Origin of the sequence: Gilvimarinus japonicus (assembly GCF_042847215.1) — a bacterium.
Classification (GTDB): Bacteria; Pseudomonadota; Gammaproteobacteria; order Pseudomonadales; family Cellvibrionaceae; genus Gilvimarinus; species Gilvimarinus japonicus.
The window spans coordinates 2,005,399-2,021,897 of record NZ_AP031500.1 but is presented as its reverse complement, the minus strand read 5'-3'; the positions used below and the strand labels follow the sequence as shown (position 1 = coordinate 2,021,897).

Sequence of the window (16,499 nt, the reverse complement as noted above, 5' to 3'; positions counted from 1 at the left end):
AGGCGCTCAAAAAACGCGAGTAAGGCTGGCTTTTTAGCTCAGCCGTTACGAGTTTGAGTAATGCGCAAGTAAGCTTGGCACATCAAGTATAAGCGCAATCGTGCCGTCGCCGGTAATAGTGGCACCGGCCATCCCAGGCGTCCCTTGCAGCATTTGCCCCAAAGGTTTGATCACGACTTCTTCCTGGCCAATAAGCTGATCGACGACAAAGCCGACGCGGCGGGTGCCAACAGTCACAATAACGACATGACCTTCGTCCATTGAGCGCGCATCAACCCTGGCGCCACGAACCAACCAGTTCTTAAGGTAAAAAATAGGGATCGCTTGATCGCGCACGGCAACGCACTCTTGACCGTCGACCACATGGGATTTTCGCAAGTTCATGTGAAAAATTTCATTCACACTGACCAAGGGTAAGGCGAAGGTTTGGTTCTCCAGCATGATCATCAAGGTCGGCATAATGGCGAGCGTTAACGGCACCTTAATATTGATGCGAGTGCCCTTGCCCATCGTCGATTGAATTTCGATTGAGCCATTCAGCTGGTTGATTTTAGTCTTTACCACGTCCATGCCGACACCGCGACCAGACACGTCCGAGATCTCTACTTTAGTTGAGAAACCCGGCGCAAAAATTAAATCAAACGCCTCCGCGTCCGTCAGCCTTTGCACGGCATCTTCGTCAAATAGCCCTTTGTTGACGGCAATTTGGCGCAGCTTATCCGGGTCCATCCCGCCGCCATCGTCGGTAATCGACAGCAATATATGATCGCCCTCTTGCTCGGCGGCCAACACCACACGGCCTTGACGGGGCTTGCCATTCGCTTCGCGCACCTCAGGCAACTCAATGCCGTGATCGACCGAGTTACGCACCAAGTGAACCAGCGGGTCGGCCAATGCTTCTACTAAATTCTTATCTAGGTCGGTCTCTTCACCCACCATTTCTAAGGTAATGTCTTTTTTCAGGCTGCGGGCTAAGTCACGCACCACCCGAGGAAACCGCCCAAACACTTTCTTAATGGGTTGCATCCGGGTTTTCATCACCGATGACTGTAGGTCGGCCGTCACCACATCCAAGTTGGCAACGGCTTTACTTAACGGTTCATTCTGGGCGCTGTCACCAAGACGAACAAGGCGATTGCGAACGAGCACTAGCTCGCCCACCATATTCATAATTTCATCCAGCCGCTGCGTATCCACCCGCACCGTCGTTTCACCTTGGGCCGCACTTTTGGCGTTAGCGTCTTGCGCTTGTAACGCCGGCGCGGCTTGCGGTTTGACCGCTGCGCCGGCCCCAGTGGGCTTTGCCGCAGGCGCTGCCTTGGCTACTGGCGGTTGTTCAGGGGGCGCTTGCTCGGGCTTATCACTGGCGCCCACCTCGGCAGGCGCCGCCGCGGGCGATTGCCCTGAACTGGCGCCAGCAACACTAGGCGCTTTGCCTTTGCCGTGCAGCTGATCGAGTAGATCCTCAAACTCATCATCTGAAATTTCATCACCAGCGGCTGTGGCGGATGCGGCCGCTGAGGCCGCAACCGTGGGCGCTTTGCCTTTGCCGTGCAGCTCGTCAAGCAACGCCTCAAACTCGTCGTCGCTGATATTGTTATCGTTTGAGGTTGCACTCGTCGGTGCCGGGGCGGCAACGCCTGGGCCCTGCCCTTTACCGTGTAATTGATCCAGCAGCGCGTCAAACTCATCTTCACTCATATCGTCGCTTGCCGAGGAAGACGTTTGGGTCGTACTTTCACCACTATCGCCAGCCGCCGCGCCCGCTGAATCTCCACTTAAGGCATCCAACAAGGTTTCAAACTCGTCGTCGGTAATATCATTGCTGGCGCGAATTTTACTGGAGGCGCTTACGGCAGGGGGTTCTGGCTCTGCGGTTGCCGGGGCTGGCTCGCGCAGATCTTCACAGGCCACCAGTCGCTCTAAGGTAGCAATCAACTCTGGGGCCGGCGCGTTTAGCGGCTGACCTTGCGAGACGTGATCGAACTGCTGGTTAATAACGTCAAGCGCCTCAAGCACCACGTCCATCAGCTCGGGGGTCACGGTGCGCTTACCGTTTCTTAAAATATCAAATAGGTTTTCAGTAACGTGACAGCACTCAACCATTTCGGTTAGCTGTAAAAAGCCAGCGCCACCTTTTACCGTATGAAAGCCGCGAAAAATAGCATTAAGAAGGTCGGCGTCATCGGGCTGACGCTCGAGCTGAACCAATTGTTCAGAGAGGTTTTCAAGTATTTCTCCCGCCTCTACTAAAAAGTCCTGGAGAATTTCTTCGTCTTCACTAAACCCCATTTACGAAACCCTCAAAAGCCGAGACTGGAAAGCAAGTCATCCACATCATCTTGACTGGAAACCACATCGTTTTTACTGGTATCTATCTGTGGACCTTCACCGTTAGCACGATCAGTAACACGCGCTCTACCCTCGTTATCGGCATCCACTTGCAAACCTGTAATCTCTTCTACCTGGCCCGCAATTCGCACCAGACTTACCAAGTCTTGCTCGACCTCAGATATTAATGCCATTACGCGCTTTAGCACCTGGCCGGTTAAATCCTGAAAGCCCTGTTCCAAAATAATTTCTTGTAGGTTACGCCCCAACAACTCAGTGCCGGAATCCATCTGACCAAGAAAATCATCCATCCGCGAATAGAGCGAGCGAAACTCCTCAGCGCTCATGTCACCGTCTTTTAGACGAACCCACTCGGTACGCAGCGACTTCGCCTCTTGCCCAAGGTTCATGGCAATAGGAGCGGCCTCTTCTACCATGTCCATGGTTTTGTCGGCCGCCTTTTGCGTCAGCTCAATTACGTACTTCAATCGATCGGAGGCATCGCGGATTTCGGAGGTTTCAATCGAGGGGGGCTCGCCATCAAGGTCGCCTTCAACGTTGAAGTTTACGATGGCGTTATGCAAACCGCGCGTCAAACGACCGACGGACTGATACAAATGTTTATTGCGAGACTCTGTAATGGACTCAATTAGCCGAGAAGCCTCGTCAAAATCATTGCCTTGTAATTTTTCAACCAACAGGCCGGCACTTTCTTTGATCTCTTTGACAAAAAATTCATTGTCCTTTTCTTGTATATCAGAAGTCATCGCTGTGCCTTATTGTTTACAACGTAACGAGCGGAGTTTAACCGACACGTTCGAAGATTTTTTCGATCTTTTCTTTCAAGGCCGCAGCCGTAAAAGGTTTCACCACATAGCCATTTACACCCGCTTGAGCGGCCTCAACGATCTGATCGCGCTTGGCCTCGGCGGTTACCATAAGCACCGGTAAAGAGCCAAGTTTTTCATCGCCACGCACAGCGCGCAGCAGTTCAATACCGCTCATGCCCGGCATATTCCAGTCGGTAATCAAAAAATCAAACCCACCACCTTTTAGCATTGGCAGCGCGGTAACACCGTCATCTGCCTCGTGGGTATTGGCGAAACCTAAATCGCGCAACAGGTTTTTAATGATCCGTCGCATTGTCGAAAAGTCATCGACAATGAGAATCTTCATGTTTTTATCCAATGCGTCCTCCGTCTACCCGCCCGGGAGTTTATTTAACTCAATATTCGATGGTATCACCGGCAGTGCACCGATGCTCTTACAACAAACGGTAACGCTAATTGCCAGCGAGCCGAGAAATTACTGGGAATTTCTCCATTGGTCAATCAGTTCTACTCCAATCTGACAACCTTGCTCGCAGTCGCGCAGCCGCCTGAGAGTGTATCTGGCTAACCCGAGACTCACTAACGCCTAAAATTTGACCAATCTCTTTAAGGTTCAGCTCCTGATCATAATACAGGGCCAGCACCATCTTTTCTCGCTCCGGCAATAGGGTTATCGCCTGCGCGAGCGATTGCTTTAGGCTGGATGAGGTAAAAGTTTCTTGGGGATTGGCAAATTCACTGGTTGTGGCGATATCGACCGCGCTCGCGTCGTCATCAAACGTCTCTTCGTAGCTAAATAAGCGGCTGGCGTTGGTGTCATTGAGAATACTGTAGTACTCATCGAGCTCGATCTCGAGTTCGGCGGCCACTTCGGCATCTTCGGCGTCGCGCCCTTCGCGCCCCTCTACCCGGCTAATCGCCTCGGCTACCCGGCGGCTGTTGCGGTGAACTGAGCGTGGAGCCCAGTCGCCGCGGCGCATCTCATCGACGATTGCGCCGCGAATACGAATACCCGCGTAAGTCTCAAAGCTTGCGCCTTTGCTACCATCGTATTTTTGCGAGGCCTCCAGTAGTCCAATCATGCCAGCCTGAACCAAATCATCAAGCTGTACACTGGCAGGCATTCTCGCCATCATATGATAGGCGATTCGCTTGACGAGATCGGCGTAATCCTCTACCCGAATCTCAGTGCTCTGCTCTTTTGTCTCCGTGTACATAGATAACCCGTTTGCCGCGTTCATGGATCAATACTCCGGGGCTGTTACCTGCAACAACCGCTCGACAAAAAACTCTAATCGCCCACTTGGCCCAGCGGGTAACGGCCAGTTGTCGACCCGCTCGGCCAGCACCCGCATGGCTTGCGCCACTTTTGAGTGAGGCGCGTATTCCAGTACCGCCTGCTGACGCTGCACGGCCTTGCGTACAGACTCGTCAAACGGCACCTGCCCTACATACTGTAGCGCAACATCTAAAAAGCGTTCACAGACACCGCTTAGTTTATTAAACAGCTGCTGCCCCTCAGCGGCGGTGCGAGTCATATTGGCCACCACTCGAAAACGCTGTACATCGTACTCTTTGTTAAGCAGTTTGATTAAGGCGTAAGCATCGGTGATTGACGATGGCTCATCACACACGACCACTAAAACCTCATTGGCCGCCCGCGCAAAGCTCACCACCGAGTCAGAGATGCCCGCCGCCGTATCGATAACTAGCACATCAATTTGGTTGCTCAGCTCGCTAAACGCGGTAATTAAGCCGGCGTGTTCTGCCTCGCTTAAATGTGCCATACGCTGCACGCCAGAGGCCGCCGGTACAATTTTGACGCCACTGGGGCCGGTAACCAGCACCTCTTGAAGGCTGTGGGTACCTGCGAGGACATCCGCCAGTGTGAAATTGGGGGTAATACCTAAAAGTACATCGACGTTCGCCAGGCCCAAGTCGGCATCCATTAGCACTACCCGGCGCCGCATCTGTGCTAACGCGATACTAAGGTTTACCGAGATATTGCTTTTTCCGACACCGCCTTTACCACCACTCACCGCGATTACTTGAACTGGGCGACTTTGGCTCATGTTATTGGTCTCTTTATGTACTAATTGCGCGCATAACACGCACTCGTTATCTGCTGAGGCTTATCGGCACCACCGATCGCCCTGCGCCGCTAGCCGCGCGCTTGGGCGCTGTGTTGACTGAGTTGCGCCAACTGTACCGCTGTCGCTACCAATTGATGGCCTCGCGCCGGTGCGATATCGGCGGGAATATCCTGCCCATTAGTAGTATAGGCGATTGGCAGGTTTGACCCAATGGCGCAGCTCATCGCCTCGCCCAAGCTGGCAGTCTCGTCCAACTTAGTCAGAATACAGCCATTCAAGCCGGCCGCACTGTACGCGTGACGAGAGGCTTGCAGCATTTGCGCCTGGCTGTTGGCCGGCAGCACTAACAAACTCTGAATTTTGGCAATACCAGCCAATTGCGCCATCTGTTGTTTTAACTCCGGTGCGCCGTGGCGCAGCCCAGGGGTATCGATCAGTACCAGATCGCAACGACGCAACGATCGCAGCACGCTCGACAGTGAATTATTGTCATCAACCACTCTGACAGGCACCTGTAAAATCGCTGCCAGCGAGCGCAGTTGATCGTGCCCCGCCAGGCGATAGGTATCCGTCGTTACCAATGCTACCTTGTCGGCACCGTGCTCAAGCACGTAACGTGCGGCAAGTTTAGCGATAGTGGTCGTTTTACCTGCACCAGTGGGGCCAACCAGCGCAAACACGCCGCCGTTCGCCGTAAAATCCTGATCGATTACAGGTACCGCTTTCGCCATTCGCGCCATGGCCTCGGGCCAAGCTTTTGCCAACACTCGGCTTTTAAACGGTTGCTTTAACAGTGGCTCGCAGACATTGGGCGCAAAACCCATACGTTCAAAGCGGCGGATTAAACTCGCCACTTGACCACTGTTGGGGCCAGAGGGGGGCGCACCAAGACGGCTAAGCTGTTCTTCTAACAGCTCACGCATTTGCGCAATTTCCTCGTGCAGCTGGCCAATCTCATCACTATTTTTGCTGGTGTTAGTGCTGCTGGGGGCAACGTCGTCAAGCAAGCCGTAGCGCTCGGCTGCGGTTTGTACTCGCGCCGGTGCCGCATTTTGCGGCTCTGTCTGGGCCGCGTTTCGCCGGGCAATACCGGCGTTGATCACTTGATTACTCCCCAAGAATTCGTCAGCCGATGCCTCCGCCTGTTGCCGGGCCATTCGCTGGCGGCTGGCAAGCGCGATTTCGTCGTGAATCTCGCGGGCGCTTAGCGCTGATTTGTTGCCACCGACGCCTGCGAACACGGCGGCCTCGGTTGCCGCAGCTGGCGGCGCGGCCGGCGCAGAGACCGCAGGCGCCGCGTTGGTAACGGGAGTGTTCGCGGCGCTGGTTAAGATCTCGACCCCTTCGCGCACCCGACGGCTCGATAAAATAACAGCGTCTGAGCCCAGCTCTTGACGCACCAACTCAAGGGCGCGCCGCATATCTGTCGCAACAAAACGTTTTACCTGCATGTTTTACCCTCTTCCCGCACTTAGCGATCAGCCGTAACCGACGCTTCGATCGTAATTTGTTTGTTATCCGGTATTTCTGTGTAAGCCAGTACCGGCATGTCTGGCAAGCTGTGGCGACAAAAGCGCGAGAGCATCGGACGCAGAGGAGCTGCGACTAATAGCACCGCCGGCTTACCGGCCGCTTCTTGCTTCTGTGACGCCTCCAGTAAAGAGCGCTGTAGTTTTTCCGCCAGTGCGGGCTCTACATACGCGCCGTCATCAGCGCCAGCTTTTTGAGCTTGTACTACGGTATTCAGCAATAACTGTTCCAGCTCGGGGCTTAAGGTGATAACCGGCACGCTAGGCGCCGTCCCTACGATGTTTTGGACAATTTGGCGACCCAGCGCGGCACGCGCCGCAGCGGTTAAAGCGGCGGGATCTTGACTCTTATTGGGATGCGCCGCCAAAGCTTCGGCGATTGAGCGCAGATCGCGAATGGCAACTTTCTCGCGCAGTAAGTTTTGCAGCACCTTAAGCAGGGTGTTCAGGCTTAAGGTATTGGGCACCAACTCTTCGACTAATTTGGGCGATGACTTAGCCAGCATATCCAGCAACTTTTGTACGTCTTCATGCCCCAGCAGCTCGTGCACATGCTGCTGCAATATTTGATTCAGGTGCGTTGCGACCACGGTGCTCGCGTCCACCACTGTATAACCCAGAGTTTGCGCTTGCTCTTTTTGCGAGCTGGCGATCCACACCGCATCCAACCCAAAAGCTGGGTCCTGCGTTTTAATGCCCTCCAGCTCGCCAAACACTTGACCGGGGTTAATGGCCAGTTCGCGATCCGGATGCACCTCGGCTTCCGCCGCCGTTACGCCCATCAACGTCAGACGATAACCATTGGGCACCAGCTCCAAGTTGTCACGGATATGAACCGTGGGAACTAAAAAGCCCATATCTTGCGACAGTTTTTTGCGTACCCCTTTAATACGCCCCAGCAGCGCCCCGCCTTGACTTTTATCGACCATGGGAATCAAGCGATAGCCTACCTCTAGGCCGATAATATCCACCGGTTGCACATCGTCCCAGTTAAGCTCCACCGCTTGCTCGCCTGGCGGCAAGGCCGTGGCGGGCTCGGCGATTTGAGCTTGGCCGCCCGAGGTTGGCGCACTGGTTGCGCGGCGATTTTGATTTTTGGGGATATAGTCATCATCCAGCGCTTCAGGCTGACCTTTGCGCCAGTGAATAAAGTACGCCAGCGCGCCACAGATAATAGCGAGCCCTAAAAAGGCGACATGGGGCATGCCGGGAATCGCCCCCATAATGAACAAAATCCCAGCCGCGATCAGCAAGGCTTTGGGAGAGTCAAACATTTGGGTCAGCACTTGCGTGCGCATATCCTGCGCGCTATTGACCCGGGTTACCAAGATAGCCGTCGCAGTCGACAACAACAGCGAGGGGATTTGCGCAACCAAGCCGTCACCGATGGTTAACAGTACGTATTTTTCCAGCGCATCGGAAAACTCAAGGCTATGCTGCACCATGCCGATACCGATACCGCCGATAATGTTAATCGCCAGAATCAAAATACCCGCAATAGCATCGCCGCGCACAAACTTACTGGCGCCATCCATTGCGCCGTAAAAGTCTGCCTCACTGGCGACATCTTCCCGGCGCCGGCGCGCCTCTTCCTGATCAATCAGGCCAGCATTTAAGTCGGCGTCAATCGCCATTTGCTTGCCCGGCATGGCATCCAACGTAAATCGGGCGCTTACCTCAGAAATACGGCCAGCCCCTTTGGTCACCACGACAAAGTTAATGATCATTAAGATCAAAAACACCACCAGACCTACCGCGTAATTACCGCCAATGACCACCTCACCAAAGGCTTGAATAACTTTACCAGCGGCATCGCCACCCTCGTGCCCATTGAGCAAGACGACGCGAGTAGAGGCAACATTGAGCGCCAAGCGCATCAAGGTGGCGACCAATAAGATAGTGGGGAACGCGGCAAAATCCAGCGGCCGCATGGCGTAAATACCAACCAACAGAACAACGATGGACAGAGCGATATTAAAGGAAAAGAAGGCATCCAGCATAAACGCCGGCACTGGCAGAATCATCATGCCCAACAGCATGATCAACAACACCGGAATGCCAATATTGCCTTGGCCCATCCCCTGCAGTTGCAGCAACGCGTTTTTGCCGTTCTCTTTATTAAACTGTCCGAGTGATATGGCCATATGTACGGTTTTTTGACGCCCCAAGTGAATAACACCAGGGGTATCGCAAGAAGCGTACCTGTTTTACGGAAGAGGTAGAATAATTAGCAAAAGCAACCGAGTTTAATCGTAGCGCAAATCTCGCGGCACATTGACCCGAGGATACGGCGGCCGCTCGCCTTGCCCCCGGCGGTAATTGCGCAAACCAAAAACATAGGCTAATACCTGAGCAACTGCGACGTACAGCCCAGTGGGGATTGCCTCATCAATATCGGTGGTGTGAAAAATAGAGCGCGCCAACACCGGTGACTCGATAATCTCCACGCCGTTGGCCTTAGCAATTTCACGTATTTTTAGCGCTATTTGATCACCGCCTTTGGCTAACATAACCGGGGTAGCCATTTTCTCGGGGTCGTATTTTAGCGCAACGGCATAGTGGGTCGGGTTGGTAATCACCACATCGGCATCAGGTACTTGGGCCATCATTCTACGTTGCGCCATCTCGCGCTGCAGCTGCCTGATTCTGCCTTTTACCTCGGGTTTACCCTCGCTATCTTTGTGCTCGTCCTTTATTTCCTGTTTGGACATCTTTAGCTTTTTACTGTGGTCCATAATCTGAAACGGCACATCAACCAACGCAATTAATATCGTTACCGCTGCCATCAAAATTGTGGTAATCCCACTGATTTTTAACGATTCCACCACCGCCGACTGAGTTTCTTCGCCAGCGAGCTGTAAAATATCCTGCTGCCACAGCTTTAACGCCAGAATGGCCGCCGCCATAACGGTGGCCACCTTGCCCAGCGATTTCGCCAATTCGACCAGAGCCTTAAAAGAGAACATTCGTTTAAGACCAGCGCCTGGATTCATGCGGTTAAATTTGGGCGCCATAGCTTTGGCGCTCAGCAGCCAGCCACCTAACGCGATAGGCCCAACCACCGAGGCAATCAAAAGTAAAATAAACAGAGGGATAAGCGAGAACAAACCTTCGGCAAAGGAGCTGACTAAATGGGCAAACATTGCCTCCGTATCAAACACCTCGACCCGACTGAGGCTAAAATTATTTTTCGACAAGCCCATCATGCTGCCAGAAATGGACTCACTAAAACTATACAGGCCAATGGTTCCGGCCAGCAGAATAAACGTCGTCGTTAAATCACGCGAGCGCGGTATTTGGCCGTCCTCCCGGGCTTTTTCAAGTTTTCGGGGGGTTGCCTCTTCCGTTTTTTCCTGACTGCTGTCGTCGCCACCTTCTGCCATCAGCGAAGCCTCAACAGGTGCTCGGCAAAAATCGCCGCTGCGTCAAAAACATTGCGAAAGTAAGGGATAAACGCCACCAAGCTTAGCCACATAAAAATCAAGCCAAAAATCAGCGCAATCGGAAACCCCACGGTAAACACGTTAATTTGCGGTGCTGAGCGGTTCATAATGCCAAACGCCATATTGATCACCAGCAACGCGGTAAACAGCGGCAAAACAAACACCAAGGCCGCGTTAAACAACCACGACCCCATACCGGCAATCATGGCAAACTCACCGTATCCGATACCCGTACCAATAGGAATGCTGTCAAAGCTGCGCACAATTAAATCAATCACCAGCAAATGACCGTTAAAAATCAAAAACAATACCGTAGAGAGCAATAAATAGAACTGCGACAGCACCGTGACTGAAATCCCGTTGCTGGGGTCATTCATTGACGCGAAGCCCAGCCCCATTTTCATGGCGACTAACTGCCCCGAGAGCACGAAGATATGCATGACCACCTGAAAACTAAACCCCAGCGCCAGTCCTATTAACACCTCCTGTAATACTCGCAGCATCGCCGGCATACCCAGCAGCTCTATTGTCGGCGCCGGTGCCAATAATGGGCTTACCAGCGCCGTCACCAATAGGGCCAACACTAAGCGCACGCGAGCGGGAACGGTGCGGGCGCCAATGATGGGCACCGCCATAAACATCGCGCCAATGCGCATAAAGGGCCACAAATATTGCCCAATAAACTGATAAAGGGCCGTCTCACTGAGTACGAGAGGCTCCACCACGCTACCCGATGAGTTGCGGAATGGCGTTAAACAGACGGTTGAACAGATCACTGAGGCGAATCACCATCCAGTGACCAGCAACCATGATGGTAATCAGCATCACAATCAGACGCGGCAAGAAACTCAAGGTTTGTTCATTAATTTGCGTCGCGGCCTGAAACATACTCACCACCAACCCGACGATCAAACTTGGGCCGACAATCACCAGCACCATCAATATGGTTAAGTACAAGCCATCGGCAAATAAACTGAGTGCGATTTCGGGAGTCACGTCTGCCTCCTACACGCCAAAACTTGCGGCTAAGGTGCCGATAATCATAGCCCAACCATCAACCAGGACAAACAGCATGATTTTAAACGGCAATGACACAATCAGCGGCGACAACATCATCATCCCCATGGCCATCAACACGCTGGCAACCACAATATCAATGACCAAAAAGGGAATAAAAATAATAAAGCCAATTTGAAACGCGGTTTTTAGTTCACTGGTGACAAACGCCGGTACCAGTATCGAAAACGGAGTGTCTTGCGGTGTGGCGATAGGCTCGTTACCGGCAATACCGACAAACAGGGCAATGTCACTCTCGCGAGTTTGCGCCAACATAAAGCTGTGAAAAGGCTCCGAGGCCGACGCCAGCGCCTGCTGAGCGTTAATCTGGCCGTTAATATAGGGCTGCAGAGCTTCGGCGTTAGCTTGCTCAAAAACCGGCTGCATAATAAACAGTGTTAAAAACAGCGATAGGCCAATCAGTATTTGGTTGGACGGTGACTGCTGCAACCCCAACGCCTGGCGCAAAATAGCAAAGACGATAATAATGCGTGTAAACGATGTCACCATCATCAACAGCGCCGGGAGAAACGTCAGCATCGTCATGATGCCAAGAATCTGTAGTGTTACCGAATACTCTTCACTGCCATCGGGCTGCGTTGTCACAGTAAATGCCGGTAAACCAGGTATCGCAGGAAGCGCACTGCCGGCAATATCAGCCGGCTGCGATGGCGTAGGTGCGAGAGGTTCGGGGTTTTGCGCCTGCGCCTGGGTGCTCAGTAACAAGGCAGTAAACAGGAGTAAAAATAGCAGCAAATAGCGCGCAGAAAAAAAACCAGCGTAGAATTCTAAAGGCCGATTAGTGTGCATTTTTATGGCCTTTTTGATCGTTAGTCTCAGTATGGTTTTGCTCGCGGCCCGATCCGGCACCAACCCCCTGCCCATTCATAATACTTTTTAGTTTTTGGCTAAAATCCGAACTGGCGGTGCCGTCGGTATTAATGACGGGCTCGGTAAACACATGCAGCTGATTAATGCTTTGCGCCGTCACACCCAACAAAATTTGCGTGTTGGCAACATCGACCACTAACAACCGCTCGCGGGTGCCTAGCGCTAAACTCGCCACCACCTTCATATCCCTAGAGCGCGACCAGCCAGTTGCACCAGCCCGTTTGGCAAACCAGGCAAGCGCCAATATCAAGGCAATAATACCCAGTAATCCGAGCAGTACGGATACCAGAGTATCGGCACCAACGGGCGTAACAGCAGCCGTGCTGACGGCACTACTGCTACTGGCAGCAGTAATAGTGGCCGTATCGGTGGCCGATTCCACGGCCCAAGTGACGGGCGCCACAAGTACGCTAATCCCGGCACCTGCGAAGCCCCACGTAAACAGCTTCATGTTAGCGTAACTTTTTAATACGTTCGGAAGGGCTGATAACATCCGTCATGCGGATGCCAAACTTTTCATTCACCACCACCACTTCACCGTGAGCAATCAAGGTACCATTTACTTTTACGTCCAATGGCTCGCCCGCAAGGCGGTCCAGCTCAATCACCGAGCCCTGATTTAGCTGTAGCAAGTTACGAATGGTAATGGCGGTGCTGCCCACTTCCATAGAGATACTCACAGGAATATCTAAAATTAAATCTAACTCAGGGCCCAACTCCCTTGGTGCGCCTTCATTTTCCAGCTCATTAAGTGCCATCGCGCTATCGTCAGCCGCTGGCGCCTCAACCTCTTCATCGACTGTTTGTTGCTCCTCCATCGCAGCCGCCCACTCGTCGGCCATCGCCTGTTGATCGAGATCTTCACCGCCGCCTGTTTCGTCATCATTTGCCATTGGGGCCTCCTTCGGCGACACTGATATTGTGCGCACTGCTATGATCGATAAACTCTTTAATTTTTAAGGCAAGGTTGCCTTTGCGCTGGCCTAACTCGGTGCGAAACACCGGCACGCCGTTCGCGGTAAGCACATGATGCGGCGGAAATTCGACGGGTATAATATCCCCCACATCTAAATCAACGATATCCCGCAAGGTTATCTCACGGTTAACCACTTCACACTCGAGTTCTACCCGAGCCGATAACACATCTTCCCGTAACGCTTTTACCCAGCGATCGTCTTGCTCATCTGAATCACTTTGTAAGCCGGCATCGAGCACTTCGCGAATAGGCTCAATCATTGAGTAGGGAATCGTCAGATGTAAATCACCACCGCCGCCATCCAACTCGATATGAAATGTGCTAACGACGACAACCTCGCTCGGGCTCACGATATTTGCCAGCGATGGGTTAACCTCTGAATTAATATATTCAAACTCAATCGGCATTACCGCCTTCCAAGCCTCGCCTAGATCGACAAACACTTGGTTGAGTACCATTTGTACCACTCGCAGCTCGGTCGGAGTAAACTCTCGCCCCTCAATTTTGGCGTGACGGCCGTCGCCGCCAAAAAAATTATCGACCAGCTTAAACACCAACCGAGCATCCAATATGACCAAAGCGGTGCCCCGCAACGGTCGAAACTTGACCATATTGAGGCTGGTGGGAACGTACAGCGTGTGTACGTACTCGCCAAATTTTTGTATTTGGATGCCCCCGACCGAAACATCCGCGGTGCGCCGCAACATATTGAACATGCTGATACGGGTGTAACGGGCAAAGCGCTCGTTGATCATCTCAAGGGTTGGCATGCGCCCGCGAACAATACGATCCTGACTGGTTAAATCGTACGAGCGGACCGCACCGGGCTCTAAGTCCCCATCAGTCTCTATGTCGCCTTCATCGACGCCATGGAGTAACGCATCAATTTCGTCTTGTGTCAGTAAGTCTTGCACTTGGGGTCGCCTCTATTGCAACACTAAATTGGTAAACAACACCTGTTCAATCACGGGTTTTCCGGTTTCTTCTTCCAGCACGTCACGCACAGTGTTTAATGCTTGCTGACGCAGTAATTCTTTGCCCTCTGGCGTCTGTAACTCGGGATATACCTGTCCGCGCAGTAAAATAACTAAAGCATTGCGAATCGCGGGCATATGTAACTCTATATCGCTGACCGCGCTGTTATCGCGAAACATTAGGTTCATTTCGACCTGCATATAACGCTGCCGGCCGCGCACCTCAAAGCTGGTAATAAATTCGGGTTTTAATGGAAAGTAAATCGCGGCCTCACGAGCGGGCTCTTCGGCGACCGGCTCAGCATCGGACTCACCTTCGGGCTGTTCGTCTGAATCTGATAGCACCCATAACGTGGCCGCCACTGAAATCGCCACTAACACCAGTAGCGCCAGTGCCAAAATAATCCACTTTTTCTTATTTTTTGCGGGGGGGCTTTGTTCACCCTGCTCCGCGTCTTCCCCCGAGTTTTCGGGCTCGTCTTCTGCCATGTCAAATATCCGTCATCCACATTGTTCTGTAAGGCTACGAGCAATAGCCGTGCCATGCAAGATAGCATAGCAAGCCCCACAAAGGATTGGCACAAGACAAAAACACTATCGCGCAAAAGGAGATAAACGAAAGACGTAGTTTATGCAGAGGGATACTGGTGTGCAGTAATAAAAGCGGCACGGTGGGCAGCGAACCCGCCGCCGACCGTCGCTGATCGCTTATCAAGCGTAATGATCGATCAGCGATACCGTGCCAAGTTGGGTGAGATTAGCGGCCGCGCCTAGCTCATCTTCAGCGTCGCCATCACTGCCACCTGCCGACCACCCGCTGGAGTGACGCGCTCCCTCGTCGCCACCGGCACGAGGATCAGATTCGGCAAACGAGCGTTGATCCGATACATCAACATCCACACTGGTCATTCCCTGCTCGGTTAACATCTCGCGCAGACGCGCCGAATGTTGATCGAGCGCCTCGCGCACCACTGGCTGGGCGCTGGTAAAGCTCACATGGGCCTGATCATTTTGAATCGACACCCGCACGTGAATGGTGCCTAAATCGGGCGGGTCAAGGCGCATATCGGCACTGGTAATATTTTGCTTGGCCATCCAGAGCACTTTTTGCCCCACGGCATCGCCCCAACCACTTTGGTTAAAACCAGGCAGTACTTGCGCAGCCATTTTAGGAGCGGCTGGCGTGGCGACAGTGCGGTTGGCAAGACCCAAAGATTCCGTTAATGTGGTAATACTGCCTGCGGTGGGGCGATCGACAGACTCCCCGCGCCCCGCCAGCAAATTGTGCAGCTTAGCGGTCTCGAGCAAGGCCCCCTGCTCACGCTGACCATCCAAGCTTGTGAGCATCTCTTTGGCAAAAACAGGTTGCCCATTGGCCGCCTGCTGTGTCGTCGACTGCTCCATTAGTCCTCCCAGCGCTGCGCTGCCCTCTTTAGCGATACTGGCGCCCGGTGCAGCCGGTGCGGTACTCACACTCGCCAATGCCTGCTTCAAACTCGTTTGCATGGCCTCTAGACGAGCGGACACAGACTCAACCCCCTGACCGGCGGTTTTTGCTCCGGCTTTGAGCTGATCGCTGAGCCAGGCGGCAAGCTCAGGGGGGATCTGCCCTGCCTCGCTGGCCTGCTCAACTTGCGTCAACAGCGTCTCCGTCTGCGCGCCGGCCGTCGCTTGATCGGTTAACGATTGCATCAACGCCAGCAGCTGCTCGCGCAACTGCGGGTCAAGCCCGTCAAGAATAGCGCTCAAGGAGTCATCACTCAGCCCGTTTTCAGCGCTATCGGCCAACTCATCCAGCACCTGCGCCTGCTTTGCCGGCGGCAGTGCCTCGATCGCCTCGCGCTGCTCGGGCTCTAACCGATCCAGCGCTTCTCGCTGGCGTGCACTTAAGCGATCTTGCGATTCAGCGCTGGAACTGCGTGACTGTGCTAAATCAGCGGCGCGCTCCCGGGCTTGGGCTCGCTCATCAAGATGCGCGGTTCGCCGATCATTGTTACCGGCCAGCCGCTGACTGCGCTGGTCGTTTCGCAATTGCGAATCTGATTGTGCCGCTGACCGATTACTGGAGCGTTCGCTCACATCCGATCGGCTGGTGCGCTGGTCCCGGTAGGCGGTATCAAGCGACTCGCTAAACAGCTGCGCATCGCGGCTGGCATCAGCCCGAGATTGGCTGCTCTGCACCGCGCCCTGCGGCCGCAACAACATGCTAAGAAGAGTCGGTTCATTCGTTGCCATGAGTGCTCCTGTAGGCCATGGGCGGCAAGCATTTGCCGCTTGCAAACAATTTTTTGGGATACAGGATGGTAATAGCAAGCAAAGTGCCAAACCGAACAATAAGATTAAATCAGAGGTTCAGGCAGGTAAGCTGGGAAGGAA

General features: G+C 53.3%; 16 protein-coding genes. All 16 read right to left on the bottom strand.

Annotated elements, in window-relative coordinates; genetic code table 11:
- Positions 1-45 precede the first annotated feature (45 nt).
- On the bottom strand, positions 46-2,292 hold the full coding sequence (locus tag ACGHAD_RS08675; protein ID WP_382415662.1) for a chemotaxis protein CheA: 2,247 nt from the start codon (positions 2,290-2,292) through the stop codon (positions 46-48).
- Between the two features lie 11 nt (positions 2,293-2,303).
- Positions 2,304-3,098 (bottom strand): protein phosphatase CheZ, encoded by a 795-nt coding sequence (locus ACGHAD_RS08670; RefSeq protein WP_339615311.1) that lies wholly within the window; start codon positions 3,096-3,098, stop codon positions 2,304-2,306.
- Between the two features lie 37 nt (positions 3,099-3,135).
- Positions 3,136-3,519, bottom strand: coding sequence for a chemotaxis response regulator CheY (gene cheY / locus ACGHAD_RS08665; protein ID WP_339615312.1), 384 nt, complete (start codon positions 3,517-3,519; stop codon positions 3,136-3,138).
- Positions 3,520-3,658: 139 nt separating this feature from the next.
- Positions 3,659-4,378, bottom strand: a complete 720-nt coding sequence (locus ACGHAD_RS08660; RefSeq protein WP_382416636.1) for an RNA polymerase sigma factor FliA — start codon at positions 4,376-4,378, stop codon at positions 3,659-3,661.
- Positions 4,379-4,405: 27 nt separating this feature from the next.
- The gene (locus tag ACGHAD_RS08655) at positions 4,406-5,233 is read right to left on the bottom strand and encodes a MinD/ParA family protein (protein WP_339615314.1); all 828 of its coding nucleotides are present in this window, start codon (positions 5,231-5,233) and stop codon (positions 4,406-4,408) included.
- An 89-nt stretch (positions 5,234-5,322) separates the two neighbouring features.
- Positions 5,323-6,705, bottom strand: a complete 1,383-nt coding sequence (flhF, locus tag ACGHAD_RS08650) for a flagellar biosynthesis protein FlhF (protein ID WP_382415664.1) — start codon at positions 6,703-6,705, stop codon at positions 5,323-5,325.
- A gap of 20 nt (positions 6,706-6,725) precedes the next feature.
- Positions 6,726-8,861 carry a flagellar biosynthesis protein FlhA gene (gene flhA / locus ACGHAD_RS08645; protein WP_382416638.1) on the bottom strand — a complete coding sequence of 712 codons (2,136 nt, stop codon included), beginning with the start codon at positions 8,859-8,861 and terminating at the stop codon, positions 6,726-6,728.
- Between the two features lie 168 nt (positions 8,862-9,029).
- Positions 9,030-10,166 (bottom strand): flagellar biosynthesis protein FlhB, encoded by a 1,137-nt coding sequence (gene flhB / locus ACGHAD_RS08640; RefSeq protein WP_339615316.1) that lies wholly within the window; start codon positions 10,164-10,166, stop codon positions 9,030-9,032.
- Positions 10,166-11,002 (bottom strand): flagellar biosynthetic protein FliR, encoded by an 837-nt coding sequence (gene fliR, locus ACGHAD_RS08635; protein ID WP_390403776.1) that lies wholly within the window; start codon positions 11,000-11,002, stop codon positions 10,166-10,168. The genes flhB and fliR overlap by 1 nt, the downstream gene beginning before the upstream one ends.
- Positions 10,953-11,222 (bottom strand): flagellar biosynthesis protein FliQ, encoded by a 270-nt coding sequence (gene fliQ, locus ACGHAD_RS08630; RefSeq protein ID WP_339615318.1) that lies wholly within the window; start codon positions 11,220-11,222, stop codon positions 10,953-10,955. The genes fliR and fliQ overlap by 50 nt, the downstream gene beginning before the upstream one ends.
- Positions 11,223-11,231: 9 nt before the next feature.
- A complete protein-coding gene (gene fliP, locus ACGHAD_RS08625) occupies positions 11,232-12,092 on the bottom strand; it encodes a flagellar type III secretion system pore protein FliP (protein WP_339615319.1) in 861 nt (286 codons plus the stop codon).
- Positions 12,082-12,624, bottom strand: coding sequence for a flagellar biosynthetic protein FliO (fliO, locus tag ACGHAD_RS08620; RefSeq protein WP_382415667.1), 543 nt, complete (start codon positions 12,622-12,624; stop codon positions 12,082-12,084). Before fliO ends, fliP begins: the two co-directional genes overlap by 11 nt.
- A gap of 1 nt (position 12,625) precedes the next feature.
- Positions 12,626-13,066, bottom strand: coding sequence for a flagellar motor switch protein FliN (fliN, locus tag ACGHAD_RS08615; protein WP_339615321.1), 441 nt, complete (start codon positions 13,064-13,066; stop codon positions 12,626-12,628).
- Positions 13,056-14,063 carry a flagellar motor switch protein FliM gene (gene fliM / locus ACGHAD_RS08610; protein ID WP_339615322.1) on the bottom strand — a complete coding sequence of 336 codons (1,008 nt, stop codon included), beginning with the start codon at positions 14,061-14,063 and terminating at the stop codon, positions 13,056-13,058. The genes fliN and fliM overlap by 11 nt, the downstream gene beginning before the upstream one ends.
- 12 nt (positions 14,064-14,075) lie before the next feature.
- Positions 14,076-14,612, bottom strand: coding sequence for a flagellar basal body-associated FliL family protein (locus ACGHAD_RS08605; RefSeq protein ID WP_382415669.1), 537 nt, complete (start codon positions 14,610-14,612; stop codon positions 14,076-14,078).
- Between the two features lie 222 nt (positions 14,613-14,834).
- On the bottom strand, positions 14,835-16,358 hold the full coding sequence (locus ACGHAD_RS08600; protein ID WP_382415671.1) for a flagellar hook-length control protein FliK: 1,524 nt from the start codon (positions 16,356-16,358) through the stop codon (positions 14,835-14,837).
- Between the last annotated feature and the right edge of the window lie 141 nt (positions 16,359-16,499).

What these genes read in the sequence shown, in the direction of transcription:
- ACGHAD_RS08675 (WP_382415662.1), bottom strand. Translation starts at nt 2,292, where the DNA reads ATGGGGTTTAGTGAAGACGAAGAAATTCTCCAGGACTTTTTAGTAGAG.
- ACGHAD_RS08670 (WP_339615311.1), bottom strand. Translation starts at nt 3,098, where the DNA reads ATGACTTCTGATATACAAGAAAAGGACAATGAATTTTTTGTCAAAGAG.
- ACGHAD_RS08660 (WP_382416636.1), bottom strand. Translation starts at nt 4,378, where the DNA reads ATGTACACGGAGACAAAAGAGCAGAGCACTGAGATTCGGGTAGAGGAT.
- ACGHAD_RS08655 (WP_339615314.1), bottom strand. Translation starts at nt 5,233, where the DNA reads ATGAGCCAAAGTCGCCCAGTTCAAGTAATCGCGGTGAGTGGTGGTAAA.
- flhF (WP_382415664.1), bottom strand. Translation starts at nt 6,705, where the DNA reads ATGCAGGTAAAACGTTTTGTTGCGACAGATATGCGGCGCGCCCTTGAG.
- flhA (WP_382416638.1), bottom strand. Translation starts at nt 8,861, where the DNA reads ATGGGCCAAGGCAATATTGGCATTCCGGTGTTGTTGATCATGCTGTTG.
- flhB (WP_339615316.1), bottom strand. Translation starts at nt 10,166, where the DNA reads ATGGCAGAAGGTGGCGACGACAGCAGTCAGGAAAAAACGGAAGAGGCA.
- fliP (WP_339615319.1), bottom strand. Translation starts at nt 12,092, where the DNA reads ATGCACACTAATCGGCCTTTAGAATTCTACGCTGGTTTTTTTTCTGCG.
- fliO (WP_382415667.1), bottom strand. Translation starts at nt 12,624, where the DNA reads ATGAAGCTGTTTACGTGGGGCTTCGCAGGTGCCGGGATTAGCGTACTT.
- fliN (WP_339615321.1), bottom strand. Translation starts at nt 13,066, where the DNA reads ATGGCAAATGATGACGAAACAGGCGGCGGTGAAGATCTCGATCAACAG.
- ACGHAD_RS08605 (WP_382415669.1), bottom strand. Translation starts at nt 14,612, where the DNA reads ATGGCAGAAGACGAGCCCGAAAACTCGGGGGAAGACGCGGAGCAGGGT.
- ACGHAD_RS08600 (WP_382415671.1), bottom strand. Translation starts at nt 16,358, where the DNA reads ATGGCAACGAATGAACCGACTCTTCTTAGCATGTTGTTGCGGCCGCAG.